The organism is Pseudomonas sp. MDT1-16 (assembly GCF_054898115.1).
In genome coordinates, this window is the sequence record NZ_CM142717.1 from 5617896 (window position 1) to 5643253 (window position 25358).

Here is a 25358-nt window from a genome sequence, read left to right on the forward strand (position 1 = left end):
CACGCCCTCTGTAGCAGCTGGCGAAGCCTGCGTTCGGCTGCGAAGCAGTCGCAAAATCAGGCGACGCGGCGTGTCAGATGATCCCGGATTCAGGGTTTACGACTGCTTCGCAGCCGAACGCAGGCTTCGCCAGCTGCTACAGGGCGATCGGCGAAAAGTCCTACACATCACGTGGACTAGACAAAACCCAGACTTCGGCCGATGATTTGCACCGCAAAACCCACTCACTTGCGAGAAATCATCATGAGCAAAAAGCCATCCAAAAATGGCCCCAACAAGGCCAAATCCATCATCGCCCAGCCACTGTTCCGCAGCCGTCAGGAACCCGCCGGCAAGGGCAAAGGCAGCTACCGCCGCGAAGCCTTCCAGTCTAATAGCTGGGAGGCTTCTTACTTTCTGGCGGCCTGAAAGGCAAGCGCTCGCTCAACATGTTAAGGTCTGCACCTGATTCGTACTCTCTGGACCCGTGCATGCCCTTTTGTATTTCCCGTCGTTGGCACCTGCGCCAACTGATCGCTGCCTCCAGCCTCATTTTGCTTGTTGCCTGCGCGGAAAAACCCACCGCGGCCAACGCCAAGCCGCTTCAGACCCTTCCCGTCGCGACAGCCCCTGCGGTCATTCCGCCCGTGGTTCCGACCGGTGAAAACCTCGACATCCAACCAACCCAGACCTTCGCCGAATGGCAGGCGGGTTTCCGCAGGGATGCGCTGGCCGCCGGCATCCGCGCCGACCTGTTCGATCGCGCCTTCGCCAATGTCAGCCTGGACACCAGCGTCATCCGTGCCGACCGCAGCCAGCCGGAATTCTCCCGCCCGGTCTGGGAATACCTCGACGGCGCCCTTTCGCCACTGCGGGTACGCAACGGTCAGGCGCTGGTCAGCCAGTACGCTGACATCCTGCAAAGCATCGAACAGCGCTACGGCGTCGACCGTCAGGCGCTGGTCTCGGTGTGGGGCATGGAAAGTAACTTCGGGCAGTTCCAGGGCAACAAGTCGGTGATTAATTCCCTGGCGACCCTGGCCTATGAAGGCCGGCGTCCGGGATTTGCCCACGCACAACTGATCGCCGCCCTGCAGATCCTGCAACAAGGTGATATCGAACCGGAAAAAATGCTCGGTTCCTGGGCTGGCGCCATGGGCCAGACCCAGTTCATCCCGACCACCTACAACACCCACGCCGTGGACTTCGATGGCGATGGCCGCCGCGACATCTGGGGCAGCCCCGCCGACGCCCTGGCCTCGACGGCGCACTACCTGCAAAGCTCAGGCTGGCAGAAAGGCCAGCCGTGGGGTTTCGAAGTGCAACTGGCGAGTGGCTTCAACTACGTCCTGGCCGATGGCACGACTCGCAAGAGCGTCGCTGAATGGCTGCAACTGGGCGTCACCCTGCCCAATGGCGGTCAGGTTCCGGCAGGCTCCGAGCACCTGTCAGCCGCCCTGCTGCTGCCGGCCGGTTACCGTGGCCCGGCGTTCCTGGTCCTCGACAACTTCCGCGCGATCCTCAAGTACAACAACTCGTCGTCCTACGCGTTGGCCGTGAGTCTGTTGTCCGAGCGTTTCAACGGTGCGGGCCTGATCAACGGCACATGGCCGAAAGATGATTTGCCGTTGAGCCGTACCGAGCGGATCGAATTGCAAAGCCTGTTAAGCGCGCAGAACTACGACGCGGGCAACGCCGACGGCATTATCGGCGCCAATACGCGCAAAGCGATCCGCAGCGCCCAGCAGTCGTTTGGCTGGCCGGCGGATGGGTATCCGACGCACAAGTTGCTCGAAGGCCTGCGTAACCGCTAAAAGCATCGCGGGCAAGCCTCGCTCCTACGGATCACGCAATCGTGTAGGAGCGAGGCTTGCCCGCGATGACTGACTGTCAGACGACCAATATCTAACGTTTGACGACCACATCCTGCTCCAACATTAATTCCTTGTTCCCCGCATCCAGCCTCACCAGCGCGCCCATCGGTAACGTCAGGTTCGGATCGCAATGCCCGCTGCGCCACCCGGCCAGCACCGGGATGCGCAACGGCGCAAAGGTCTGCTTGAGCAAACGCTCCAGCGCAACCCCATCTACCCCCGCCACATCCCCCACCAGAACCCCGCGCAGTTTGTTCAACGTGCCCGCCAGGCGCAGATGGGTCAGCAGCCGGTCGATTCGATACAACGGCTCGTTGATGTCCTCGATGAACAGAATGACGCCCTCGGCATCCATTTCGTAAGGCGTACCCATGGTCGCAGCGATCATCGACAAATTACCCCCAAGCAAACGCCCGTGAGCGATGCCAGGCCCAATCGTGGCAAGCGGGTAGGCTACCGGGTGCGTCAGCACGCTGCCGGCCCTCACCTGTCCTCTCAGCATGTTGAAGAACGAAGACTCGGTAGGTTTTTGCTTGTCGCCGAGCAGGTCGGCGTTGAGCATCGGGCCATGAAAGGTCACGAAACCCGCATAACGGCTGATCGCCAAGTGCAGCGCGGTGACGTCACTGTAGCCGATGAACGGCTTGGCATTGTTGCGCAGCAATTCGAAATCAATACGGTCAAGCAAACGCGGCGTACCGTAACCACCGCGCAGACAGATGATTGCGTCGACCTCACTGTCAGCGAACGCCCGGTGCAGATCATTGAGCCGTACATCATCACTGCCGGCCAGATAGTCATCTTTCTCGTACACGCCGGGGAAAACCCGCAGCGAATATCCGCGAGCGCGCATCCAGGCGATGGCTTTATCGGTGTCCAGCGGTGCGGGACCGGCGGGCGCAATGACGCCAATCAGCCCTTGCGACGGCAAGGCCGGAACGGGTGTGTGAGGGCAAAGCGTGTGGGTCGGTCGAACGGTCATCCATGAATCTCCCTGCGTGCAAGCGTCAAGCACACAGTAGTCAGGAACGGGGACAAACAGAAGAGGATCAGTCGCCCCGCAGGTTGCAGGAAAAGACTGCAGTGGCCGTAGGCACGGCCAACAAAAACGCCCGCAAGGCTGAAAAGCCTTGCGGGCGCTTTGTTATAAGGACGACATCAATTCAGCTTTAACCAGCTTCGCCTGCTCGTCGGCGTGGTACGAGGAACGTACCAGCGGGCCGGAAGCGACGTTCTTGAAGCCCATCTTGTAACCTTCCTCGGCGAACCAGGCGAAGATGTCCGGGTGCACAAAACGCTGCACCGGCAAGTGGCTACGGGACGGTTGCAGGTACTGGCCCAGGGTAAGCATGTCGATGTCGTGTTCGCGCATGCGCTTCATGACTTCGATGACTTCTTCGTCGGTTTCGCCCAAGCCCAGCATCAGGCCGGACTTGGTCGGAATGTGCGGCATCATTTGCTTGAAGCGTTGCAGCAGGGTCAGCGACCACTGGTAATCCGAGCCCGGGCGCGCAGCCTTGTACAGGCGTGGCACGGTTTCCAGGTTGTGGTTGAACACATCCGGCGGCTCGGCAGCGGTGATTTCCAGCGCTACGTCCATACGGCCGCGGTAGTCCGGGACCAGGGTTTCGAGCTGTACGTTCGGCGACAGTTTGCGGATTTCGCGAATGCAGTCGGCAAAGTGCTGGGCACCGCCGTCACGCAGGTCGTCGCGGTCTACCGAGGTAATCACCACGTACTTGAGTTTCAGGTCGGCAATGGCAATGGCCAGGCTTTCCGGCTCGTTGACGTCCAGCGGCTTCGGACGACCGTGACCCACATCGCAGAACGGGCAGCGACGGGTGCAGATGTCACCCATGATCATGAAGGTCGCAGTGCCACCGGAGAAGCATTCGCCCAGGTTCGGGCAGGACGCCTCTTCGCACACACTGTGCAGCTTGTGTTTGCGCAGCAGGGCCTTGATGCGGTCGACTTCCGGGGAAACCGGGATGCGCACGCGGATCCAGTCGGGTTTCTTCGGCAGTTCGGTGGTCGGAATGATCTTCACCGGGATACGTGCAACCTTCTCGGCGCCGCGCAGCTTGACGCCGGCTTCAACCTTGGCACGCGGGGCCGGACGTTCGGTGACATCGAGCGTCGGGATCATGGTTTGCACTGCATCAGTAGTCATATCAGTCGATTCCGCCCGTTAGGGTCGTCTGCTCAGCATAGTCGAGGTGTTTGACGAGCTGCGCGCGCAGCCGGGCACTTACCTCGGCAAATTCAATCGATCCTGCGTGATCGCGCAACTGGGTCATCGCCAGCCCGGCGTAGCCGCAGGGATTAATCCGTCGAAACGGTTCCAGGTCCATGTCCACGTTCAGGGCCAAGCCATGAAAGGAGCAACCATGGCGGATCCGCAGGCCGAGAGAAGCGATTTTCGCCCCATTGACGTAGACACCCGGAGCATCCGGTTTGGCCACGGCGGTGACGCCGTAGCTGGCCAGCAACTCAATCAGGCAGTGTTCCATGCGGCTGACCAGGTCACGCACGCCAAAACCCAGCTTGCGAACGTCGAGCAACAGGTAGGCCACCAGTTGACCGGGGCCGTGATAAGTCACCTGACCACCGCGATCAACCTTTACCACCGGAATATCCCCCGGCAGCAACACGTGCTCGGCCTTGCCGGCCTGCCCCTGGGTGAACACCGGTGGGTGCTCGACCAGCCAGATCTCGTCGGCGGCATCGCTGCCGCGTTCGTTGGTGAAGCGTTGCATGGCATGCCAGACCGGCTCGTAAGCCAGCTGGCCGAGCTCGCGAAAGCCCAGCGTGCCAGACATCACAGCACCATGTGCACGAAACCGGTAGCACGCAACTCACTGTTGATGTCGTACAGCTGATCTTGACCGGTGGCGATGATGTGCAACTGGATGGTGGTGTACTTGCCGTTACTGCTTTGGCGTTCGTCCACTTTCTCATCGTTGATCGTCGCGTGTTTCTTGACGATATCGATGATCTTTTGCTTGATGTCGACAATGGTGTCGCCGATCACTTTGATCGGGTAATCATTGGCAGGGAATTCGATCTTTGGCGCCTTTACTTCGGTGTCTGTCATGGCGTAACGGCCTCGTAAGCCGTGGCAACGGACATGGCCCCGTTCCGGATTGGAACAGGGCCATGCAAGTCCACACTAATTCAGTTGAACAAGCCGTAGAAGAATAGACGGATGCTATCCCACATGCGACGGAAGATACCACCCTCGTCAACCGCGTCCAGAGCGATCAGATCAGCGCTGTGCACGACCTTGTCGTCCAGTTTCACTTCGACTTTACCGATCACGTCGCCCTTGGCGATTGGCGCAACCAGTTGCGGGTTCATGGTCATGCTGGCGGCGAGCTTTTTCAGCTGGCCTTTCGGCAGGGTCATGGTCAGGTCTTGGGCCAGGCCGGCCTTGACTTGATTGGTGGTGCCTTTCCAGACAGGAGCCTGAGCCAGCTCGGCGCCTTTCTGATAGAACGTCTGGGTTTCGAAGAAGCGGAAACCGTACGTCAGCAACTTCTGGGTTTCAGACGCACGCGCCACTTCGCTGTTGGTGCCGAACACCACGGCGATCAGGCGCATGCCGTCACGCACAGCCGAAGACACCATGCAGTAGCCGGCTTCGTCGGTGTGACCGGTTTTCAGACCGTCGACAGTCTTGTCGCGCCACAGCAGCAGGTTACGGTTAGGCTGCTTGATGCCGTTCCAGAAGAACTCTTTCTGCGAGTAGATCGCATAGTGAGCCGGGTCTTCGTGGATGATCGCGCGAGCCAGCACGGCCATGTCGTGAGCCGACGAGTAGTGCTCAGGGTTCGGCAGGCCGGTCGGGTTCATGAAGTGGCTGTTGGTCATGCGCAGGTCGGCCACGGTTTTGTTCATCATGTCAGCGAAGGCGTCTTCGCTGCCGGCGATGTGCTCGGAGAGCGCAACACTGGCGTCGTTACCCGACTGAATGATGATGCCGTGCAGCAGGTCGCTGACAGTCACCTGCGAGCCGACTTTAATGAACATCCGCGAACCGCCGGTACGCCAGGCGTTTTCGCTGACGGTCACCGGATCGTTTTCACCGATCTGGCCACGACGAATTTCCAGGGTCGCGATGTACGCGGTCATCAGCTTGGTCAGGCTGGCCGGAGGCAGACGCTGGTCACCGTTGTTCTCTACCAGCACGTTGCCGCTGCTGGCATCCATGAGTACGTAGGCTTTGGCGGCCAGTTGCGGTGGCGACGGCATCATCTCGACCGCGAAAGCGGCAGGCGAGAGGAGCAGCGGGACTAGCAGGCACAGGCGTTTGGCAAAGGTGGTGATGTTCATCCGTCTCTCGAAATCGCTAATGGAAACTGCCTAAAGGCAAAACTAATCAGATGACCTTCTAACGGGTCATCGCGTGTTCAGTTGCTCACTCTTTAACCCTTGCCGGGCTTTTGTTCTTCAACGAGCCAACAACCCGGTTCGCCCCCCAAAACCGCAAGCGAACCGTCAATCAAGTACTACGTATTACTCGGCAGTGACCAGGCTCGGCGAACCGAGATTGGCCATTCGCACGCTGTTCTGCACTTGCTGGATTTCACCCGGCGAACCGATTGGCCCCAGGCGCACCCGATGCAGCGTCTGTTGATTGCGCACGATCGAGCTGATGAACACCGGAGCGCTCACCATCCCGCTGAGCTTCGATCTCAGGAGTTCTGCAGCGTCCGGGTTGGCGAACGCGCCCACCTGCAGATACTGGCCAGAGGCTGGTACAGAAGCGTTTTTTTTTGCATCGATCTGCAAGGGCACAACGGCCGCGGCGTGTTGCTGCGGCGGTGGCGTCCATTGCTCGACCGTGCCGGCCGAAGCGGTAATCACCGGGGCGCTATTCTGCGCGACTTGCGGCTCGTTGAGCATCAAAGGCGCCGGACGGCCCTTTTGTGCCCACCACTGCTGCGGATCGATACCTTCGACCTTGACCCGCGCGGTACCAGTTTCGGCGTAACCGAGCTTTTTGGCGGCGGCATAGGACAAGTCGATGATCCGGTCCGAGTAGAACGGCCCGCGGTCGTTGACACGCAGGATCACCGTTTTGTTGTTGTCCAGGTTGGTCACCCGAACGTAACTCGGCAGTGGCAAGGTTTTGTGTGCGGCGCTCATGCCGTACAGGTCGTAAACCTCGCCATTGGCGGTGTTCTGACCGTGAAACTTGGTGCCGTACCACGACGCTGTGCCCGAAGCGACGTAAGTCTTGGACTCTTGCAGCGGGAAGTAAGTCTTGCCCAGCACGGTGTACGGATTGGCTTTATAAGGACCGGAATGCAGGGTCGGCGTGGCATCCGGGATGCGCGATACATCGACGTCCCACCACGGCGCGCCATCTTTGTGCGCACGGTTGATGTCCAGTCCCGGCGCTGCACGCACGGCGGTGGACGACTTTTGGGCCGGCGAACGGCTGGTAGAACAACTGGCGACCAGCACCGCCAACGCGGCGAATGCCATCAGCTTCAGGGGTTTATTCATAGGCAATGCCCGCATTACTTGACGCCCCGTGCTTGGACCAGCTGTTCAGACAGTTGATGTACGGCCATGGCGTACATCACGCTGCGGTTATAACGCGTGATTGCGTAAAAATTCGTCAGGCCCATCCAGTATTCGGGGCCATTGTCACCTTCCAGGCGGAAAGCCGTGACCGGCATATCATCGCGCAGCGCATCATGACTTGACCACCCTAGCGCCCGCAACTCCCCGACGGTTTTAGTGGGTTCGATGCCCGTGGTCAAACCTTCGTCCACCTGCTCGCCACGAACATCGGCGCGGCTGACCACCGGTTCGCCGGCGACCCAGCCGTGACGCTTGAAATAACTGGCGACGCTGCCAATGGCATCGTCCGGATTGGTCCAGATATTGATGTGGCCATCACCGTCGAAGTCCACCGCATAGGCGCGAAAACTGCTCGGCATGAACTGCGGCAAGCCCATTGCTCCGGCGTAAGAGCCTTTGAGGGTCAGCGGATCGACCTGCTCTTCCCGGGCCAGCAACAGGAACTCACGCAATTCCTTGCGGAAAAATTCGGCACGGGGAGGATAGTCGAAACCCAGGGTCGACAAGGCATCGATCACCCGGAAATTACCGGTATTTCGCCCAAAAAAGGTCTCAACACCAATGATCGAAACAATAACCTGCGCCGGCACGCCATATTCCTGCTCGGCACGGGCCAGTACCGCCTCGTGCTGACGCCAGAAGTCGACACCACGGGCGACACGCGCGTCGGTGATGAACATCGGGCGATACTCGTTCCACTGCTTGACCCGCTCGGCAGGTTTCGAGATAGCGTCCAGAATCGACTGCTTGCGCTCTGCGTCGCGGAACACGCCCATCAGTTGTTCACCGGCGAAACCGTAGTCGCGGGTCATTTCACCGACGAATTCGGCCACCTGGGGTGAGCCTTCGTAATCGCCGGCCAACGCTTCCTGCGCTGTGCCAAGGATGCTTACCAGGCCGACCCATGGCGCATATCGAGTCGCCCAGCCACGCATTACTTGCATTGAGATCTTCACCTTATTCAAACCTGAGCGATCCACTTACGATGGGTATGGATCGACATCAAAACCCCAAACGCTGACAGCAGCGTCACCAGCGAAGTTCCTCCGTAGCTAATGAACGGCAACGGCACCCCCACAACCGGCAACAGGCCACTGACCATACCGATGTTGACGAAAACGTAAACAAAAAACGTCATGGTCAGGCTGCCCGCGAGCAATTTGCCGAACAATGTCTGTGCCTGGGCAGTAATCACCAGTCCCCGACCGATCAACAACAGGTAAATCAGCAGCAACGCGCAGATACCCACCAAGCCGAATTCTTCGCCCATGACCGCAATAATGAAGTCGGTGTGGCTTTCCGGCAGGAAGTCCAGGTGCGACTGAGTACCGAGCAGCCAGCCCTTGCCGAACACACCGCCGGAACCGATGGCGGCTTTCGACTGAATAATGTTCCAGCCAGTGCCCAGCGGATCGCTCTCGGGGTCGAGGAAGGTCAGTATTCGCTGCTTCTGGTAGTCGTGCATGATGAAGTACCACATGCCGACCGCCACCGGCACAGCCGCGGCGAGCACGCTGAGGATCCAGCGCCAGCGCAGGCCGCCCATGAACAACACGAAAGCACCACCGGCGAGGATCAGCAGCGAAGTGCCGAGGTCGGGCTGGCGCACGATCAGGATGAACGGCAACCCGATCAGAAACAGACTGACGCCCACATGCTTGAGCTGCGGTGGCAAGGTGCGCTTGGACAGGTACCAGGCGATGGTCGCCGGCATCAGGATCTTCATGAATTCCGAGGGCTGGAAGCGGATCACCCCGGGAATGTTGATCCAGCGCGTGGCACCCATGGCGTTATGGCCCATGACGTCCACCACCACCAGCAAGAGCACACCAAGCACATAACCGACGGGCACCCAACGGGCCATGAAGCGTGGTTCGAACTGAGCAATGACGATCATCGACACCAGGCCGATGCCGAACGAAGTGGCTTGCTTGGCCAGCAGATCCCAGCTCTTGCCGCTGGCCGAATACAGCACGAACAGGCTGCCAGCGGCGAGGGTCAGCAGCAGGATCAGCAACGGGCCGTCGATGTGCATGCGTTGCAACAGCGTCGCGCGGCGACGCATCACGTCCTCGCTGGAGAGGATGCGATCGAAATTACTCTTCACGGGCCGTAGCCTCCGCACTGATAGGGCTGGCGTATTCGGCCTTCAACCGACCGTCCTGGTCCAGAAGCCAGGCGTCCATGATCTGACGCACCACCGGCGCGGCAACGCCGGAGCCGGATTCACCGTTCTCGACCATCACCGACACTACGATTTGCGGGTTATCGGCCGGCGCGAAGCCGACGAACAAGGCGTGGTCGCGATGGCGCTCCTGAACCTTGGAGCGGTCGTACTTCTCGCCCTGCTTGATCGCGACCACCTGGGCCGTACCACTTTTACCCGCGATGCGGTATTGCGAACCGATCGCCGCTTTGCGTGCCGTACCACGGGCACCGTGCATGACCTGCTGCATCCCGTGATTGACCTTGGTCCAGTCGGAGGGGTCACGCAGGACGATGTCCGGCATCGGGTTTTCGTCCTTCGGCTTCTCGCCTTCGACGGTCTTGGCCAGGTGCGGACGGTTCCAGACACCTTTGTTGGCGACCAGCGCGGTGGCCTGGGCCAGCTGCAACGGCGTGGACTGCATGTAGCCCTGCCCAATCCCGAGAATCAGTGTTTCGCCCGGGTACCAGGCCTGACGTCGGGTTGCACGCTTCCATTCCCGTGTCGGCATCAATCCCGGCGACTCTTCGAACATGTCGAGGGAGACCTTCTGGCCAATGCCGAATTTGCTCATGTAGGCCGACAACCGATCAATCCCCAGCTTGTGCGCCAAGTCATAGAAGTAGGTGTCGTTGGACCGCATGATCGCCGTGTCCAGATCGACGTAGCCGTCACCGGTACGGTTCCAGTTACGGTATTTGTGGTCGTAATTGGGCAACTGGTAATAGCCGGGATCGTAGACCCGACTCGACGCAGTCACGACACCAGCATCCAGCCCGGCAATCGCCACCGCCGGCTTGATGGTCGAGCCCGGCGGGTAGAGGCCACGCAGCACGCGGTTGAACAGTGGCCGGTCGATGGAATCGCGCAGCTCGGCATAGGCTTTGAAGCCGATGCCGGTGACGAACAGGTTCGGGTCAAAACTCGGCTGACTGACCATCGCCAGGACTTCGCCGGTTTTCGGGTCCAGCGCCACCACCGCGCCACGACGACCGCCGAGTGCAGCTTCGGCCGCTTCCTGCAATTTGATGTCCAGGCTCAAGACGATGTCCTTGCCGGGAATCGGATCGGTACGCTTGAGCACACGCAATACGCGGCCTCGAGCGTTGGTCTCGACTTCTTCGTAACCCACCTGACCGTGCAGCTCGGGCTCGTAAAAGCGCTCGATACCGGTCTTGCCGATGTGGTGGGTGCCGCTGTAATTGACCGGATCGAGCGACTTCAGCTCTTTCTCGTTGATCCGCCCCATGTAACCCACCGAGTGCGCAAAATGCGCGCCCTGCGGGTAATGACGCACCAGCTGCGCGACCACTTCCACACCGGGCAGGCGGAACTGGTTCACCGCGATGCGGGCGATCTGCTCTTCGGTCAGCTCGAACAGGATTGGCACCGGTTCGAACGGCCGGCGCCCCTGACGCATGCGCTTCTCGAAGATCACCCGATCTTCGGGCGTCAGCTCCAGCACTTCGACGATCACGTCGAGCACTTGCTGCCAGTCGCCCGAGCGCTCGCGGGTCATGCTCAGGCTGAAGCTGGGCCGGTTATCGGCCACCACCACACCATTGCGATCGAAGATCAATCCGCGAGTCGGCGGAATCGGCTGCACATGGACGCGGTTGTTTTCCGACAGGGTCGAGTGGTACTCGTACTGGATCACCTGGAGGAAATACAGCCGCGCAATCAGCACGCAGATCAGCACCACCACCGCAATTGCCCCGAACACGACGCGGCCACGCACCAGACGGGCGTCTTTTTCGTGGTCCTTGATGCGGATCGGCTGGGGCATGAGGGCAGAACTACTTGTGGTAAGGGTGGCCGGACAAGACTGTCCAGGCACGATACAGCTGTTCGCCGATCAGAATTCGCACCAGCGGGTGCGGCAACGTCAACGGCGAGAGCGACCAGCGCTGATCGGCCCGGGCACAGACTTCCGGCGCCAGCCCTTCGGGGCCACCGACCATGAAATTCACCGTGCGCGAGTCCAGCCGCCAACGATCGAGCTCGACCGCCAGCTGCTCGGTGCTCCAGGGCTTGCCGTGGACTTCGAGGGTCACAACGCGCTCGTTCGGCCCGACCTTGGCCAGCATGGCTTCGCCTTCCTGACGGATGAAGCGTGCCACGTCGGCGTTCTTGCCACGGGTGTTGAGCGGTATTTCCACCAGTTCCAGCGCCAGCTCGGACGGAAGACGCTTGGCATATTCATGCCAGCCTTCTTCCACCCACTTGGGCATGCGTGAACCGACGGCGATCAGTCGCAGTCGCACAGCGGTCCCTTATTGCTGGTCTTTGTTGAGCTTGACGAAGTGCTCATGGGTGTTTTCCGGGCTGTGGTGAGCCGCGTTCAGAGCACGGCTCTGTTCTGCACCGGACCACAGACGCTCCAGGTCGTAAAACTGACGAGCCGAGGCGGTCATCATGTGCACGATGACGTCATCCATATCCAGCAGCACCCAGTCGCTGTCGCCCTTGCCTTCTTCACCCAGCGGCTTGACGCCCAGGGCTTTGACCGCTTCGCGGACCTTGTCCAGCATCGCGCCGATCTGACGGTTCGAAGTACCGGTGGCGATGATCATGAAGTCAGTGATGCTCTGCTTTTCACGAACGTCGATGACCTGGATGTCCTGGCCCTTCACGTCTTCCAGGGCCGCTACGGCAACCTTGACCAGTTCTTCACCACGCAGCTCAGGGCCGGTTTGAGCCTCTACTGGCAGCGGGGCGCTCTTGAACGTGCCTTTGCGCTTTACTTTAGTTACGTCTTTGTTCGTCATATAAAACTCGTTTTGCTCGTATGTTCGGGCGCTTCGTTACACGTGATCACGTGCCTTGAAGCGCGCCCTTTTTCAGTTCGACGCACGGTAAAGTCCGTGCGCATCGATGTAGGCCAGGACCGCGTCGGGCACCAGGAAACGTACCGACTTACCGCTGGCCAGCAGTTGACGGATCTGGGTGGCGGATACCGCGAGCGGTGTCTGCCAGACGAATGCAATCTGTCCACTCGGCCCCTTCAGGGCCAGCGGGTCGCTTACCGAGCGCGCTGCCAGCAGATTGCGCAAGGCATCCGGCGGTTCGCTGTCGGCATCCGGGCGTTGCAGCACCAGGATGTGGCAATGCTGGAGTAAGTCTTCCCAGCGGTGCCAAGTGGGCAGGCCGCAAAATGCGTCCCAGCCCAAAAGTAGAAAAACCTGGTCTTCAGCGGCCAATTCAGCGCGCATCAGTTCCAGGGTGTCGATGGTGTAGGACGGTTTGTCCCGCTGCAATTCGCGGGCGTCCACCACCAACGGTGCCACGCCGGCCACCGCACACTCGACCATCGCCAGACGGTCCTTTGCCGACACCTGCGGCGTACCGCGATGCGGCGGTCTGGCACTGGGTGTCAGACGCAACTCGTCGAGCGCCAGCGATTCGGCGACTTCCAGCGCACCGCGCAAATGGCCGATGTGCACCGGGTCGAAGGTCCCGCCCAACACGCCAATGCGTCGAGGCGCAGGCTCGCTGGCGGTTTCCGGGGCTGACGCTTTGAGGTCGCCCAAGTCAGACCGACGCCTGGCCGCGCAACTGACCATCACCGACCACGATGTACTTCTCGCAGGTCAGCCCTTCGAGGCCCACCGGGCCGCGGGCGTGCAGCTTATCAGTAGAAATGCCGATCTCGGCACCCAATCCGTATTCGAAGCCATCGGCGAAGCACGTCGGCGTGTTGATCATCACCGACGAGGAATCAACTTCCGCGACGAAACGCCGGGTATCTGCAAGGTTTTCGCTGACGATCGAATCGGTGTGGTGGGAGCCGTACGTATTAATGTGCTCGATGGCCTGGTCCAGCCCGTCGACCACGCGGATCGACAGAATCGGTGCCAGGTATTCGGTGTTCCAGTCTTTTTCTGTTGCCGCGACAGCATCGATGATCGCCCGCGTGCGTTCGCAGCCGCGCAGTTCGACGCCTTTTTCGCGGAACTGTGCCGCCATCGACGGCAGGAAATCTCTGGCAACGACTTGATCCACCAGCAGGGTTTCCATGGCGCCGCAGATGCCATAGCGGTAAGTCTTGGCATTGAACGCGATGCGCTGGGCTTTCGGCAGGTCGGCGTGGGCACTCACGTAGACGTGACAGATGCCGTCCAGGTGTTTGATCACCGGTACACGTGCATCGCGACTGACCCGTTCGATCAGGCCACGGCCGCCACGGGGCACGATGACGTCGACGTATTCAGGCATGGTAATCAGCGCACCAACGGCGGCACGATCGGTCGTTTCGACCACTTGCACCACGGCGGCGGGCAAATCGGCCTCGGCCAGACCGCGCTGGAGGCAGGCCGCGATGGCACGATTGGAATGAATCGCCTCGGAGCCGCCACGCAGGATGGTCGCGTTGCCGGACTTCAGGCACAGGCTGGCGGCATCGATGGTCACGTTCGGTCGAGATTCGTAGATGATCCCGATCACGCCCAACGGCACGCGCATCTTGCCGACCTGAATGCCCGAAGGCCGATAGCTCATGTCGCGGATCGCACCGACCGGGTCCGGCAGCGCCGCCACCTGACGCAGACCCACAATCATGCCGTCAATGCGTTCCGGGGTCAGCGCCAGGCGCTCAAGCAATGCGGGTTCAAGACCATTGGCACGGCCAGCAGCCAAATCCAGCTCATTGGCAGCCGTCAGCTCGGCGCGTGCAGCGTCCAACGCATTGGCAGTAGCCTGCAACGCACGGTTTTTCTGCGCAGTGCTGGCACGGCCGATGACGCGAGAAGCTTCGCGGGCAGCGCGACCCAAACGGGTCATGTAGTCAAGAACGGACTCAGTCATTGTCTGTGGTGGTCTTTGCTAAGGTCTTGGTAAAGAGTAAAGCGGCAGATTATAGCTGGCGCGCCCCCCGACTAACAGCGGTGACGGGCGGATGGTCGAAATGGAGGGCAATTTGCCGACGTTCAGCCGTGATTAAGCTGCAAATTGTTATCATCACGACTCAATCAGCCCTGATTAACGCCGTTCATCATGTCCAATCTGACTGTTCGCACGTCCGCTACGAGCCTGCCCAAGGGGCTCGCGGATGCTTTTTTCGACAGAGATGCCCAAACGCTGGCCCGGGATCTACTCGGCAAAGTCATCCGTCACCGGGTCGGTGATCTGTGGCTCAGTGCCCGGATTATCGAGACTGAGGCCTATTACTTCGAAGAAAAAGGCAGCCACGCCTCTCTCGGCTACACAGAAAAACGTAAGGCTTTGTTTCTGGATGGCGGCCATATCTATATGTACTACGCCCGCGGTGGCGACTCCCTGAACTTCAGCGCCAAAGGCCCCGGCAATGCGGTGCTGATTAAATCCGGCTATCCATGGGTTGATGAGCTGAGCGGGCCGGCGAGCCTGGCGCAGATGCTGGTGAACAATCCCGATGCTCAGGGCCGCCCTCGCCCCTCGCAAAAGCTTTGCGCCGGACAGACTTTGCTCTGCAAGGCGCTGGGCCTGAAGGTACCGGTCTGGGACGCCAGGCGCTTCGACCATGAAGTGCTGCTGGTGGAAGATGTCGGCCCGGCGCCTGGTCACATCATACAAACCACACGCCTGGGCATTCCCCACGGACGCGATGAGCATTTGATGTACCGTTTCGTCGATTCGGCTTACGCGCCGTATTGCACGCGCAACCCGCTGCGACGGGGACAGGTCGAAGGTCGCGATTATTTTTTGCTGACCTGAACAATGAAAATCCAATGTGGGAGCGAGCTTGCTCGCTCCCACAGGGGCTCTGTAGCGTTTTGAAAATTGCATTCGTCCCTTGGGGCCAATTGAATAGTCGATGGAGTTGTTTTTATGGGCCCATGGCTCGATAGCGTGACCGGTTGGTTGACGGTCAACCCGCAATGGCTGGCCGTCGCGGTGTTCATAGTGGCCTGCGTGGAATGCCTGGCGATTGCCGGGCTGATCGTGCCCGGCACGGTGCTGCTGTTTGCCGTGGCGGTGCTGGCCGGCAGCGGTGCGCTTTCGCTGGGCGAAACGCTATTGCTGGGCTTCCTCGGCGGCGTGTTGGGCGACATCATTTCGTACTTCCTCGGGCGACATTTCCATCAAAACATCCGGCGCCTGCCAGGGTTGCGCCATCATCCAGAATGGATCGCCGGGGCCGAGGCCTATTTCCAGCGTTACGGCATCGCCAGTCTTTTGGTCGGGCGTTTCATCGGCCCGCTGCGGCCGATGCTGCCGATGGTCGCCGGAATGTTCGACATGCCCTTCCCGCGCTTCGCCGCCGTTAGCCTGCTGGCCGCCGCCGGCTGGAGCGTCGCGTATCTGCTGCCCGGTTGGGCCACGGGTGCGGCCATTCGCTTACCATTGCCGGAAGGTTTCTGGCCTGAGACCGGAATCGTCGCCGGCAGCATCGCCGTCATGCTGGGCTTGAGCGTTACCAGCAGTCTGCGCCGCCATCGCAAGGCCACCGTGCTGATTACCGGGATGAGCTTTCTGATTCTGGCGGGACTGTTTATCGGCTATCCGCACCTGACCGCTCTCGATCAGGGCGTGATGACCCTGGTGCAGGAACACCGCAGCCCGTTGCTCGATGAGGTCGCTGTGACGTTCACGCTGATCGGCGAGTTCCGCAACATGCTGATCTTCAGCGCCCTGCTGACCGGCCTGTTGTTGCTCACCCGACAATGGCGACAAGCGGTCTTCGCCGGCAGCACTATGCTTTGCACCGCGTTGGGCAACACCGTGACCAAACATTTTTTCGCCCGCGTGCGCCCGGAAGTGCTGAGTGATCCTCTCACCAGCTACAGCATGCCCAGCGGCCATGCCTCAGGCTCCTTTGCGCTGTTTCTGACGCTAGCCGTGCTGGCCGGCCGCGGGCAACCACCTCGGATGCGTCTGACCTGGCTGCTGCTGGGTTGCTTGCCGGCGCTGGCGATTGCCCTGTCGCGGGTGTACCTGGGGGCGCACTGGCCAACGGATGTGGTGGCCGGCGCCATGCTGGCGGCGTGCGTATGTGCGGCGAGCTTGTGGCTGAGTCAGCGCCACGTACCGCTCGACGCCATGCCACCGAAGGTCTGGTGGCTGGTGTTGCCGGCGCTGGTGGCGTTGTTCGGATTCTTTGCTTTGCGACACTTACCGCATGCAATGCTGCGGTATGCCTACTGATCAGGCAAACAACTCACCCTGCAACTCATCCAGCAACGCCTGAATCGCATCCAGTCGCTGCTGCGGATCATCGAGTTGCAGCAGGTCGATCTTGTCCACTTCGGCAAACGGCAACAGATACGCCAACTGATTGGCCAGCGACTGTTGCCCAGTCGCTTCGGTGCCCATGTTCAACGCTTCGACCATCGGGTGTTCGGCCAAGGCTTTAAGCAGCGCAACCAGGTCGGCGTCCTCATCCTGCAGTGGTTGCTCAGGCTCGTCTTCGAGCCACTCGACCTCGGCGACGGTCAGATGATCGCGCTGAATCTCGGTGCGCAACACATTGAAACGCCGTCCGCCCTGCACCCGGATGCCCAACAACCCGTTGTCCTGCTGTTTGAAATCGGTGATCAGCGCTTCACACCCGACCTGCGCGTAGCCGGCCGGAGCAATGCCGACTTCTTCGCCGTCGAGGATGCACACCACGCCGAAGCCGCCGCCCTGTTTCATGCAGCGACTGATCATGTCCAGGTAGCGCGCCTCGAAAATCTGCAAATCGAGGATGCAGCCCGGAAACAGCACCGTGTTCAGCGGAAAAAGCGGCAAGCTCATAGACATTTCCTTACACCACCATCGACACCGCCAACGGCAGGAAAACTGCCGTGGCCACGCCCATCAGACTCATCGCCAGCGCCGCGAAGGCGCCGCATTCTTCACTTTCCTGCATCGCCACCGCCGTGCCGACCGCGTGGGCGGTCATGCCCAGCGCCATACCGCGCGCCTCGGGGCTGTGAACACCAAGCCGGGTCAAAAGACTCGGCCCGAAGATCGCCCCGATCACCCCAGTGATCAATACGAATACGGCCGCCAGCGCCGCGACGCCACCGATCTGTTCTGCCACCAGCATGGCAATCGGCGACGTCACCGACTTCGGTGCCATGGTCATCAGGATCATGTGCTCGGCACCAAACGACCAGCCCAGCAATACGCCCATGCCGGTGGCGACGACGCCACCTATCACCAGCGTAGTAAATATCGGCCAGAACAACTGCCGAATGCGTCGCAGATTGAGGTACAGCGGCACGGCCAGCGCCACGGTCGCAGGCCCGAGCAAGATGCTGAGGATCTCGGTGCTCTTACGGTACTCGGCATAGGTCAGGCCGCAGCCCACCAGTACGCCGATCACCAGCAGCATCGAGACCAGCACCGGTTGCAGAAAGATCCAGCGGGTTTTCTCGAACGCCGCCAACACCAGCTGATAAGCACCCAGCGTAATGCCGATGCCGAACAACGGATGATGAATCACCGACGCCCAGGCGCCGTGCCAGTCGAAGATCATTGGCCGTCCTCATGATGAGCGTGACGCTTGACCATGCGCTGCATCAGCACGCCGGCGAAGGCCAGGGACAGCAACAGTGACAACACCAGCGCGCCGACGATAGCCCAGAAATCCGCGGCAATGTCTTTGGCGTAAACCATCACACCCACGGCGGGCGGCACCAGCAGCAACGGCAGGTAACGCAGCAGACTACTGGCCGCGAGGTTCAGCGGTTCGCCGACCTCGCCACGGCCGATCAGGAACACCAGCAGTAACAGCAGGCCGACAATCGGCCCCGGCAGCACCGGTAAAAACAAGTGGTTGATGGCTGTGCCCAGCAATTGGAACAGCACCAGCCAGGTCAGGCCACGTAACAACATCCGTCATCTCCCGCCAAGATCATCCCGCACAAGCGGGCCGACCATTATAAGCACGCCAACGCTATAGACCGGCATTCGCCAAAAGCATGGACAGTTGACCGGAGCCATTTGCCATGTTGATCTAAAGTGGTAATCCGGGAGGTCAAATCCCCCCACCTCAAAACTATAAAACCGATGAACCCAAGGAGAGTCTCAATGCCCTATGTTCCCGTTGCAGAGCTCAAAGATTATGTCGGCAAGGAACTCGGACGTTCCGAATGGCTCACCATCGATCAGGAGCGCATCAACCTGTTCGCCGAAGCCACAGGGGATTATCAGTTCATCCACGTCGACCCGGTCAAAGCCGCGCAAACGCCATTTGGCAGCACCATTGCACACGGTTTCCTGTCGCTGTCGCTGATCCCCAAACTGATGGAGGACATCCTCATCCTGCCTGAAGGGGTGAAGATGGTGGTCAACTACGGCTTGGACAGCGTACGTTTCATCCAGCCAGTGAAGGTCAACTCCAGGGTTCGACTCAAGGTCGACATGAACGAAGTCACCGAGAAGAAACCCGGCCAATGGCTACTCAAGGCCACCGCCACGCTTGAGATCGAAGGCTCGGACAAACCGGCCTACATCGCCGAGCCACTGTCCCTCTGCTTCGTGTAAACCATCCCGGATGCGAAGCAGCTCTCGCTGTTTCGCGCCCTCTCCTGTTTTCCCGGCTATATAAGGTTATAGAGCTGCGGCATACTCGCTCGCTTAATTGCCCGGATCCCGCTATGCGCTCACTTGCACTCCTCGCTCTGACCCTATTGCTCACCGCTTGCGGCGACGGCGAATCGCTATTGCCCCCCGACGCCCGATTGCCGGACGGCGGACGCTATCGCGGTGAACTGGTCAACGGGTGGCTGCAAGGCCAGGGCCGTATCGATTACCCAAACGGCAGCTGGTACGCCGGCAACTTCGACAAGGGCCAATGGCATGGCCAGGGTGAGTGGCACGGCAGCAACGGCGAAGTCTATCGCGGGGAATTCAATCAAGGGCTGTTCGACGGCAAGGGCACACTGACCACCAGCGGCAGCAGCTTTACCGGCGGTTTCAAAGCCGGTCGACGGGACGGCGAAGGCACCCTCAAAGAAAACGGTATGACCTACCGCGGTGAATTCAAGGCCGATCAATATTCAGGGCTAGGTCGTCTGGAGCTCGAAGACGGCAGCTCATATCAGGGCCAGTTCGCCCACGGCAAACCCAACGGCGAAGGCCAGCGCGGCGACGCCAGCGGCAATCAGTTCACCGGGCATTTCGTCGACGGTCAGCTCGAAGGCAATGGGACGTTCAACAGCGCCGACGGCGATATCTATGTCGGCGGCTTCAAGAACAACCAACTGCACGGCAAAGGCCGCTACGAGAACGCCGACGGTGATGTCTGGCTCGGTCAGTTCAAGGAAGGATCACTGAACGGCAAGGGCGAGTTGATCGGCGCCGATGGCAGCCATTACATCGGCCAGTTCAGTGACTGGCGCTTCACCGGCCAAGGTCGATTGAACCTGTCCGACGGCAGCTTCTACATCGGCCAATTCGACGGTGACAGTTACTCGGGGCACGGTACCCTGGTGCTGACTGACGGCACGGTGCAAAGCGGTTCGTGGATCAATGGCCAGCGTGTTCGCGATGCCGATGGCAAGTTGCTGCCCGATAGCCTGGAACTCGGTTTGCTGGCCCAGGGCCGTTTGCTCGACGATGCACTGTTCAACGTGCCGGCCTCGACCCCGGCAGTCGAGTTGTACACCCTGACCGTCGGCGGTGACGGCAAGCAAAGCGTGTTCCTGCGCGAATCCGATTATGTCAGCAACATGCTCAGCAGCCGCTTTGGTGCGTTTGGCCAGCTCCGTCTGGTGAACCATCGCGACCACCTCGTCGACCGGCCAATGGCCACCCGGGAAAACCTGCGCCGCGCCGCCACCACCCTGGCCGAACGCAGCGGCCCGGAAGACTTGATCTTCATCTACATGACCAGCCACGGTACCAGCGAACACGAACTGGTGCTCGACCAGCCGCGCATGGAACTGTCCGACCTGCCGGCCGACGAACTCGCCGCAGTTCTCGCTCCGCTGAAAAACCGCGACAAGATCATCGTGATTTCATCCTGCTACTCCGGTGGCTTCATCCCCGCTCTCAAGGATGAGCGCACCCTGATCATGACCGCCTCGCGCGCTGACCGCGTGTCCTTCGGATGCTCGGAAGAAGCCAACTTCACCTACTTCGGCGACGCGCTGTTCGCCCAGGCACTGAACCAGACCGACGATCTGGAGCAAGCCTTCAAACGGGCCAAGGCCACCGTCGCCGAGCGCGAACTGGCGGACAGCTTCGAAGCCTCCGAGCCGCAGATCTGGGCACCGAAAGCCGTTCTGTCCCACTGGCAGCTGTTACGCAAACAGCAGGCACGAAAAGCACTACAAAGTGTCTCTATCAGCAGCAAGGATGCAAAGAACAACTAAGCTGAACAGTATCAAGGGGGAAACACTATGTACTTGACGCCTCAGCATGTATTGCTTGCCGGAGCTACCGGGTTAACGGGTGAACATTTGCTTGATCGTCTGCTCAATGAGCCAACGATTTCAAGGGTACTAGCCCCCTCACGCCGGCCACTGGCCGAGCATCCCCATCTGGACAACCCAGTCGGCGACCCGGCGGTGTTCCTGCCGCAACTGAACGGTCGCGTCGACATCGCCTACTGCTGCCTCGGCACCACCCTCAAGCAGGCCGGCTCGGAACAGGCGTTTCGCGCAGTGGACCTGGACATGGTGGTGGCGTTCGCCAAACGTGCGCGGGAAATGGGTGCACGGCACCTGATCGTGATCAGTGCCTTGGGGGCCGATCGGAGATCCTCGATTTTCTACAACCGGGTCAAAGGCGAGATGGAATACGCACTGCGCGCACAGGATTGGCCGCAACTGACCATTTGCCGACCTTCGTTGCTGCTCGGCGAGCGACTCGAACCGCGCATGGCCGAGCAACTCGTCGGGCCGCTATCCCGCTTGATCCCCGGCAAATACCGTGGCATCGAAGCCTGTCAACTGGCCAGAGCCATGTGGCGACTGGCGTTGGAAGAGCAGGATGGTGTGCGGATTGTTGAGTCGGATGAGTTGCGCAAGTTAGGTAAATAACGCCCTACAAAGATCGTTCCCACGCTCTGCGTGGGAATGCAGCCCGGGACGCTCCGTGTCCCAATGCGGACGCAGAGCGTCCATTGAGGCATTCCCACGCGGAGCGTGGGAACGATCAAATGCTACAACCCGCCCGTCGCCTGAAAACTCACCCCGATCACCGTCAGTACCGACAGCGGCAATAGCAGCGTGTCGAGCAACGCACTGGCCGGCAGGTCGATACCCGGATAGCTCGGGGCTTCGGCACCGAAGCGGTCCATGGCGCAGCAGCCGCCGTTCATGGCATACAAATCCAGACGCGTCCCCGAATACACCACTGGCGCCCCCGGTTTGGCGGCATCGAGCGTGCGCGCCGTGGCGCAGCCAGCCAATTGCAACGCCAGTACAATCGTCAGCAGCTTATTCATCGCTGGTCAGATGGTGTTCGCCCCAACGCGGCAGCATGTCCTGGGGAATGTTCAGCAGATTAAGAATTCGCGCCACGACGAAATCGATCAGGTCGTCGATGGTTTGCGGCTGATGATAAAAGCCTGGCGACGCCGGCAAAATCGTCACGCCCATGTTCGACAACTTGAGCATGTTCTCCAGATGGATGCTCGAATACGGCGCCTCCCGCGGCACCAGAATCAGCTGACGGCGCTCCTTCAAGGTGACGTCGGCGGCACGCTCGATCAGGTTGTTGCAGGCTCCCGTCGCGATGGCCGACAAGGTCCCCGTGGAACACGGCACCACCACCATCGCCGCCGGCGAGCCGGAGCCCGACGCTACCGGTGACATCCAGTCTTCCTTGCCATACACGCGAATTTGCCCGGCGGCAGCGCCGGTGTACTCGGTGAGGAAGGCCTGCATCATTTGGGTTTTTGGCGGCAACGTAACGTCAGTCTCGGTGGCCATCACCAGTTGCGCAGCCTTGGAGATCAGGAAATGCACCTCGCGGTCTTCGCGTACCAGACAGTCCAGCAGGCGCAAACCATATTGAGCGCCCGAAGCGCCAGTCATCGCCAGCGTGATGCGTTCCGGGCCGTTGTTCATTGCAGCGCCTCGGCCAGTTTGCCGTGCAGGCCGCCGAAGCCGCCATTGCTCATGATCACCACGTGAGTGCCGGGCTGGGCCTGGCTCTTCACACGCTCGATGATGCCTTCCAGCGAATCGCTGACGATCGACGGTACCGTGCACAACGCGGCGGTAGCCCCCAGATCCCACCCGAGGTTGGCCGGCGCGTACCAGATCACCTGATCGGCATCGACCACGCTTTCAGGCAAGCCGTCGCGGTGAGCACCGAGTTTCATGGAGTTGGAGCGCGGCTCGATGATCGCAATCAACGGTGCATCGCCGATGCGCTTGCGCAGGCCGTCGAGGGTCGTCGCAATAGCCGTCGGATGGTGAGCGAAGTCGTCGTAAATGGTAATGCCACGGACCTCCGCGACTTTCTCCATCCGGCGCTTGACGCTTTTGAATGCGCTCAGAGCAGCGACGCCCATGGACGGCACCACGCCGACATGGCGGGCGGCAGCCAATGTGGCCAAGGCGTTGGCGACGTTGTGCTGACCGGTCATGTCCCACTCGACCACACCTTGGGCAACACCTTCGAACATCACTTCGAACTTCGAACCGTCTTCGCTGTGCAGTTTGACCTGCCATTGACCGCCGGCACCGGTGGTTTGCACCGGGGTCCAGCAGCCCATCTCGATCACTCGCTGCAATGCAGGCTCGGTGGTCGGATGGATCACCAGCCCTTCGCTCGGGATGGTCCGCACCAAATGATGAAATTGACGCTCGATGGCAGGCAGATCCGGGAAGATGTCGGCGTGATCGTATTCCAGGTTGTTCAGGATCGCCGTGCGCGGGCGGTAGTGAACGAACTTGGAGCGCTTATCGAAGAACGCGCTGTCGTACTCGTCGGCTTCGATCACGAAGAACGGTGTGCCACCCAAGCGAGCGGACACCGAAAAGTTTTGCGGCACGCCGCCGATCAGGAAACCCGGGCTCATGCCCGCGTGTTCGAGCACCCAAGCGAGCATGCTGCTGGTAGTAGTTTTGCCGTGAGTACCGGCGACGGCCAGCACCCAGCGACCTTGCAGCACGTGGTCCGCCAGCCATTGCGGGCCGGAGACGTACGGCAGGCCTTTGTTCAACACGTATTCGACAGCCGGGTTGCCGCGGGACATGGCATTGCCAATCACCACCAGATCCGGTGCCGGATCAAGCTGCGCCGGGTCGTAACCTTGGGTCAACTCAATGCCCTGAGCCTCAAGCTGAGTGCTCATCGGCGGATAGACGTTGGCATCGGAGCCCGTCACGTGATGGCCCAGCTCTTTGGCCAGAACCGCCATCGAACCCATGAAAGTGCCGCAGATACCAAGAATATGAATGTGCATAGTCGACCTCGTAAACATGGCCGCAGGTTAGCGTAGGGTGGGGGAAATCGCACCTTGTGTTTAGACTGACCGACGATGACTTCCCATTACGCTACTCGACATTCAGAATCGGCCCACGCTGTGGGACAGCACAGTACGGCTAGGTTTTCCTTGATAATACCGCCCTTACCTCCTGGATGACTGCTCGGAAACTGCTCATGAATAACAAGACGTCTCAACTCAGCATCACGCCTGGGTCAAGCACGAAAAAACTGTCCGCCGGGCAGCGGAAATTCAACGGACTTGTCAAAAAAATCGAAAAGCAGCGCCAGACGCTCCTGGCATGGGAAACCGCCACCCCTATATATATTGAACGCTGGCGCGAGGAGTTCATTCCTCAGTTCCACACCTTTAGTCAACGCTCGCTTGAGCTTGTGCAGGTTCTGGATGAACTCAGCGAACGGATCAAACTCTCGAAAACCGATCGTCACACGTTGATTCAGGAAATTTGCGCCCAGACCTTGTCGTTGATCGATAGCGGCAACTACACCGATGAAGATAAAGCCACCTTAAAAGCGCTGTACAACAAGCACAGCGGTCGTGACTTCGATGCCGACGCGAGTGAAGGCGACGAGTTATTGAAACAGGGATTGCAAGAGATATTCGGCGTTGATTTGGGCGACGATATCGACACGCTATCGGCTGAGGAAATTGCGCAAAAAATGCACGAGCGCCTGTGGACCGAGCAAACGGCGCAGCAGCAGCAAAGCACCGGCAAAAAAACCGCAAGCCACCTGCGCCAGGAAGCGGACGCCGCCCAAGCCAGCCAATCTGTGCGCGAGATTTATCGCAAGCTGGCCAGTGCCCTGCACCCCGATCGAGAAACTGACCCCGACGAGCGCGAACGCAAAACCGTGCTGATGCAACGAGTCAACCACGCCTATGGCGAACGGAACCTGCTTGATCTGCTGCAACTGCAATTGGAAATCGAGCACATCAGCGCAGACACCCTTGATGCACTTCCCGCTGATCGGCTTAAACATTACAACCAGGTATTGTCCGAGCAACTCGGAAAGCTGCAAGACGAAGTGTTCGAAAGGGAGCTGGCGTTCAAACAGCAATTCCAGCTCGATCCGTTCGATGAGGTGACCCCCAAGAACCTGGCTGGCAAGTACCAATATCAGCTCAACAGGCTAATCAACGACACCGAAGAGCTGAACGGCCTGCGCGAAGAACTGAAGGATCCCAAAATTTTGAAAGCCTGGCTCAAGGCGCAAAGGGAGTATCAGAAGGAGATGGACGCCATGGACCTTGAAGCGGACCTGTTCGATGAACAGTTCGACGAGCTCCCGGATTCGTTATTCCGCTGAATATCGGTCATCGGGTTTGACTCAACTCC

27 protein-coding genes are annotated in these 25358 nt (G+C 60.0%); 8 read left to right on the top strand and 19 right to left on the bottom strand.

Translation table 11 applies throughout. The features are described 5' to 3' along the window. The first annotated feature begins 243 nt into the window (after positions 1–243). The gene (arfA, locus tag ACYZT3_RS25950) at positions 244–408 is read left to right on the top strand and encodes an alternative ribosome rescue factor ArfA (RefSeq protein ID WP_008152840.1); all 165 of its coding nucleotides are present in this window, start codon (positions 244–246) and stop codon (positions 406–408) included. Positions 409–470: 62 nt separating this feature from the next. Beyond that, entirely contained in the window at positions 471–1793 is a 1323-nt protein-coding gene (locus ACYZT3_RS25955; RefSeq protein WP_282379081.1) for a lytic murein transglycosylase, read from the top strand. Positions 1794–1884: 91 nt separating this feature from the next. On the opposite strand, the gene ACYZT3_RS25960 is transcribed toward ACYZT3_RS25955, so the two are convergent. The 13 genes from ACYZT3_RS25960 to ACYZT3_RS26020 all read right to left on the bottom strand — a co-directional run bounded on the left by ACYZT3_RS25960 (position 1885) and on the right by ACYZT3_RS26020 (position 14454). After that, a complete protein-coding gene (locus ACYZT3_RS25960; RefSeq protein WP_462031037.1) occupies positions 1885–2835 on the bottom strand; it encodes a S66 peptidase family protein in 951 nt (316 codons plus the stop codon). Positions 2836–2997: 162 nt separating this feature from the next. After that, complete coding sequence (gene lipA / locus ACYZT3_RS25965) at positions 2998–4023, bottom strand: lipoyl synthase (protein ID WP_449645723.1); 1026 nt, start codon at positions 4021–4023, stop codon at positions 2998–3000. Between the two features lies 1 nt (position 4024). Next, positions 4025–4672, bottom strand: coding sequence for a lipoyl(octanoyl) transferase LipB (gene lipB, locus ACYZT3_RS25970; protein WP_282379085.1), 648 nt, complete (start codon positions 4670–4672; stop codon positions 4025–4027). Beyond that, positions 4672–4947, bottom strand: a complete 276-nt coding sequence (locus ACYZT3_RS25975) for a DUF493 domain-containing protein (RefSeq protein WP_054052426.1) — start codon at positions 4945–4947, stop codon at positions 4672–4674. Before ACYZT3_RS25975 ends, lipB begins: the two co-directional genes overlap by 1 nt. A gap of 80 nt (positions 4948–5027) precedes the next feature. Continuing rightward, a complete protein-coding gene (locus ACYZT3_RS25980; protein WP_282379090.1) occupies positions 5028–6185 on the bottom strand; it encodes a D-alanyl-D-alanine carboxypeptidase family protein in 1158 nt (385 codons plus the stop codon). Positions 6186–6368: 183 nt separating this feature from the next. Then, entirely contained in the window at positions 6369–7379 is a 1011-nt protein-coding gene (locus ACYZT3_RS25985) for a septal ring lytic transglycosylase RlpA family protein (protein ID WP_282379092.1), read from the bottom strand. Then, complete coding sequence (gene mltB / locus ACYZT3_RS25990; RefSeq protein WP_462031038.1) at positions 7379–8389, bottom strand: lytic murein transglycosylase B; 1011 nt, start codon at positions 8387–8389, stop codon at positions 7379–7381. Before mltB ends, ACYZT3_RS25985 begins: the two co-directional genes overlap by 1 nt. Before the next feature lie 17 nt (positions 8390–8406). Continuing rightward, positions 8407–9510, bottom strand: a complete 1104-nt coding sequence (gene rodA / locus ACYZT3_RS25995; RefSeq protein WP_462032428.1) for a rod shape-determining protein RodA — start codon at positions 9508–9510, stop codon at positions 8407–8409. Positions 9511–9541: 31 nt separating this feature from the next. Continuing rightward, positions 9542–11437, bottom strand: coding sequence for a penicillin-binding protein 2 (gene mrdA / locus ACYZT3_RS26000; RefSeq protein ID WP_462031039.1), 1896 nt, complete (start codon positions 11435–11437; stop codon positions 9542–9544). A 10-nt stretch (positions 11438–11447) separates the two neighbouring features. After that, a complete protein-coding gene (gene rlmH / locus ACYZT3_RS26005) occupies positions 11448–11915 on the bottom strand; it encodes a 23S rRNA (pseudouridine(1915)-N(3))-methyltransferase RlmH (RefSeq protein WP_007937439.1) in 468 nt (155 codons plus the stop codon). Between the two features lie 9 nt (positions 11916–11924). Next, complete coding sequence (rsfS, locus tag ACYZT3_RS26010) at positions 11925–12419, bottom strand: ribosome silencing factor (RefSeq protein ID WP_282379099.1); 495 nt, start codon at positions 12417–12419, stop codon at positions 11925–11927. A 72-nt stretch (positions 12420–12491) separates the two neighbouring features. Beyond that, positions 12492–13181: a nicotinate-nucleotide adenylyltransferase gene (gene nadD, locus ACYZT3_RS26015; RefSeq protein WP_282379101.1), complete on the bottom strand. Its 690-nt coding sequence runs from the start codon at positions 13179–13181 to the stop codon at positions 12492–12494. Position 13182: 1 nt separating this feature from the next. Beyond that, positions 13183–14454, bottom strand: a complete 1272-nt coding sequence (locus tag ACYZT3_RS26020; RefSeq protein ID WP_282379104.1) for a glutamate-5-semialdehyde dehydrogenase — start codon at positions 14452–14454, stop codon at positions 13183–13185. A gap of 189 nt (positions 14455–14643) precedes the next feature. On the opposite strand from ACYZT3_RS26020, the gene ACYZT3_RS26025 reads away from it, so the two are divergent. Together ACYZT3_RS26025 and ACYZT3_RS26030 are read left to right on the top strand one after the other, a co-directional pair. Further along, positions 14644–15342: a DNA-3-methyladenine glycosylase gene (locus ACYZT3_RS26025; RefSeq protein ID WP_282379106.1), complete on the top strand. Its 699-nt coding sequence runs from the start codon at positions 14644–14646 to the stop codon at positions 15340–15342. 114 nt (positions 15343–15456) lie between these two features. After that, positions 15457–16773: a bifunctional DedA family/phosphatase PAP2 family protein gene (locus ACYZT3_RS26030; protein WP_282379108.1), complete on the top strand. Its 1317-nt coding sequence runs from the start codon at positions 15457–15459 to the stop codon at positions 16771–16773. Here ACYZT3_RS26030 and ACYZT3_RS26035 read toward each other — a convergent pair whose 3' ends face one another. From ACYZT3_RS26035 to ACYZT3_RS26045, 3 genes are read right to left on the bottom strand one after another with little or no spacing between them, the layout of a single operon-like run. Next, complete coding sequence (locus ACYZT3_RS26035; RefSeq protein ID WP_282379110.1) at positions 16774–17364, bottom strand: LON peptidase substrate-binding domain-containing protein; 591 nt, start codon at positions 17362–17364, stop codon at positions 16774–16776. A gap of 10 nt (positions 17365–17374) precedes the next feature. Next, positions 17375–18091 carry an LrgB family protein gene (locus ACYZT3_RS26040; protein ID WP_282379112.1) on the bottom strand — a complete coding sequence of 239 codons (717 nt, stop codon included), beginning with the start codon at positions 18089–18091 and terminating at the stop codon, positions 17375–17377. After that, positions 18088–18450 (bottom strand): CidA/LrgA family protein, encoded by a 363-nt coding sequence (locus ACYZT3_RS26045; RefSeq protein WP_282379114.1) that lies wholly within the window; start codon positions 18448–18450, stop codon positions 18088–18090. Before ACYZT3_RS26045 ends, ACYZT3_RS26040 begins: the two co-directional genes overlap by 4 nt. A gap of 195 nt (positions 18451–18645) precedes the next feature. On the opposite strand from ACYZT3_RS26045, the gene ACYZT3_RS26050 reads away from it, so the two are divergent. From ACYZT3_RS26050 to ACYZT3_RS26060, 3 genes are all read left to right on the top strand, one after another. After that, a complete protein-coding gene (locus ACYZT3_RS26050) occupies positions 18646–19101 on the top strand; it encodes a MaoC family dehydratase (protein WP_429529308.1) in 456 nt (151 codons plus the stop codon). A gap of 113 nt (positions 19102–19214) precedes the next feature. Further along, entirely contained in the window at positions 19215–20933 is a 1719-nt protein-coding gene (locus tag ACYZT3_RS26055; RefSeq protein WP_462031040.1) for a C13 family peptidase, read from the top strand. Between the two features lie 27 nt (positions 20934–20960). Continuing rightward, positions 20961–21602 carry an oxidoreductase gene (locus ACYZT3_RS26060; RefSeq protein WP_462031041.1) on the top strand — a complete coding sequence of 214 codons (642 nt, stop codon included), beginning with the start codon at positions 20961–20963 and terminating at the stop codon, positions 21600–21602. 122 nt (positions 21603–21724) lie between these two features. Here ACYZT3_RS26060 and ACYZT3_RS26065 read toward each other — a convergent pair whose 3' ends face one another. The 3 genes from ACYZT3_RS26065 to mpl are packed head-to-tail and all read right to left on the bottom strand — an operon-like array spanning position 21725 to position 23980. Then, entirely contained in the window at positions 21725–22009 is a 285-nt protein-coding gene (locus ACYZT3_RS26065; RefSeq protein WP_282379122.1) for a YceK/YidQ family lipoprotein, read from the bottom strand. After that, positions 22002–22634: a flavin prenyltransferase UbiX gene (ubiX, locus tag ACYZT3_RS26070; RefSeq protein ID WP_282379124.1), complete on the bottom strand. Its 633-nt coding sequence runs from the start codon at positions 22632–22634 to the stop codon at positions 22002–22004. The genes ACYZT3_RS26065 and ubiX overlap by 8 nt, the downstream gene beginning before the upstream one ends. Next, on the bottom strand, positions 22631–23980 hold the full coding sequence (gene mpl / locus ACYZT3_RS26075; protein WP_282379126.1) for a UDP-N-acetylmuramate:L-alanyl-gamma-D-glutamyl-meso-diaminopimelate ligase: 1350 nt from the start codon (positions 23978–23980) through the stop codon (positions 22631–22633). The genes ubiX and mpl overlap by 4 nt, the downstream gene beginning before the upstream one ends. A gap of 197 nt (positions 23981–24177) precedes the next feature. On the opposite strand from mpl, the gene ACYZT3_RS26080 reads away from it, so the two are divergent. After that, on the top strand, positions 24178–25329 hold the full coding sequence (locus ACYZT3_RS26080; RefSeq protein WP_282379128.1) for a J domain-containing protein: 1152 nt from the start codon (positions 24178–24180) through the stop codon (positions 25327–25329). The last annotated feature ends 29 nt before the right edge of the window (positions 25330–25358 follow it).

Bases quoted from the DNA above. Each gene is read 5' to 3' on its own strand.
- mltB (WP_462031038.1), bottom strand. From the start codon at position 8,389: ATGCAAGTAATGCGTGGCTGGGCGACTCGATATGCGCCATGGGTCGGC.
- arfA (WP_008152840.1), top strand. From the start codon at position 244: ATGAGCAAAAAGCCATCCAAAAATGGCCCCAACAAGGCCAAATCCATC.
- ACYZT3_RS26025 (WP_282379106.1), top strand. From the start codon at position 14,644: ATGTCCAATCTGACTGTTCGCACGTCCGCTACGAGCCTGCCCAAGGGG.
- ACYZT3_RS26060 (WP_462031041.1), top strand. From the start codon at position 20,961: ATGTACTTGACGCCTCAGCATGTATTGCTTGCCGGAGCTACCGGGTTA.
- ACYZT3_RS26050 (WP_429529308.1), top strand. From the start codon at position 18,646: ATGCCCTATGTTCCCGTTGCAGAGCTCAAAGATTATGTCGGCAAGGAA.
- ACYZT3_RS26035 (WP_282379110.1), bottom strand. From the start codon at position 17,364: ATGAGCTTGCCGCTTTTTCCGCTGAACACGGTGCTGTTTCCGGGCTGC.
- ACYZT3_RS26040 (WP_282379112.1), bottom strand. From the start codon at position 18,091: ATGATCTTCGACTGGCACGGCGCCTGGGCGTCGGTGATTCATCATCCG.
- ACYZT3_RS26030 (WP_282379108.1), top strand. From the start codon at position 15,457: ATGGGCCCATGGCTCGATAGCGTGACCGGTTGGTTGACGGTCAACCCG.
- rodA (WP_462032428.1), bottom strand. From the start codon at position 9,510: ATGCGTCGCCGCGCGACGCTGTTGCAACGCATGCACATCGACGGCCCG.
- ACYZT3_RS25980 (WP_282379090.1), bottom strand. From the start codon at position 6,185: ATGAACATCACCACCTTTGCCAAACGCCTGTGCCTGCTAGTCCCGCTG.
- ACYZT3_RS26020 (WP_282379104.1), bottom strand. From the start codon at position 14,454: ATGACTGAGTCCGTTCTTGACTACATGACCCGTTTGGGTCGCGCTGCC.
- ACYZT3_RS25975 (WP_054052426.1), bottom strand. From the start codon at position 4,947: ATGACAGACACCGAAGTAAAGGCGCCAAAGATCGAATTCCCTGCCAAT.
- ACYZT3_RS25985 (WP_282379092.1), bottom strand. From the start codon at position 7,379: ATGCGGGCATTGCCTATGAATAAACCCCTGAAGCTGATGGCATTCGCC.
- mpl (WP_282379126.1), bottom strand. From the start codon at position 23,980: ATGCACATTCATATTCTTGGTATCTGCGGCACTTTCATGGGTTCGATG.
- rsfS (WP_282379099.1), bottom strand. From the start codon at position 12,419: ATGACGAACAAAGACGTAACTAAAGTAAAGCGCAAAGGCACGTTCAAG.
- lipB (WP_282379085.1), bottom strand. From the start codon at position 4,672: ATGTCTGGCACGCTGGGCTTTCGCGAGCTCGGCCAGCTGGCTTACGAG.
- lipA (WP_449645723.1), bottom strand. From the start codon at position 4,023: ATGACTACTGATGCAGTGCAAACCATGATCCCGACGCTCGATGTCACC.
- ACYZT3_RS25955 (WP_282379081.1), top strand. From the start codon at position 471: ATGCCCTTTTGTATTTCCCGTCGTTGGCACCTGCGCCAACTGATCGCT.
- ACYZT3_RS26080 (WP_282379128.1), top strand. From the start codon at position 24,178: ATGAATAACAAGACGTCTCAACTCAGCATCACGCCTGGGTCAAGCACG.
- ubiX (WP_282379124.1), bottom strand. From the start codon at position 22,634: ATGAACAACGGCCCGGAACGCATCACGCTGGCGATGACTGGCGCTTCG.
- ACYZT3_RS26065 (WP_282379122.1), bottom strand. From the start codon at position 22,009: ATGAATAAGCTGCTGACGATTGTACTGGCGTTGCAATTGGCTGGCTGC.
- mrdA (WP_462031039.1), bottom strand. From the start codon at position 11,437: ATGCCCCAGCCGATCCGCATCAAGGACCACGAAAAAGACGCCCGTCTG.
- ACYZT3_RS26055 (WP_462031040.1), top strand. From the start codon at position 19,215: ATGCGCTCACTTGCACTCCTCGCTCTGACCCTATTGCTCACCGCTTGC.
- ACYZT3_RS25960 (WP_462031037.1), bottom strand. From the start codon at position 2,835: ATGACCGTTCGACCGACCCACACGCTTTGCCCTCACACACCCGTTCCG.
- ACYZT3_RS26045 (WP_282379114.1), bottom strand. From the start codon at position 18,450: ATGTTGTTACGTGGCCTGACCTGGCTGGTGCTGTTCCAATTGCTGGGC.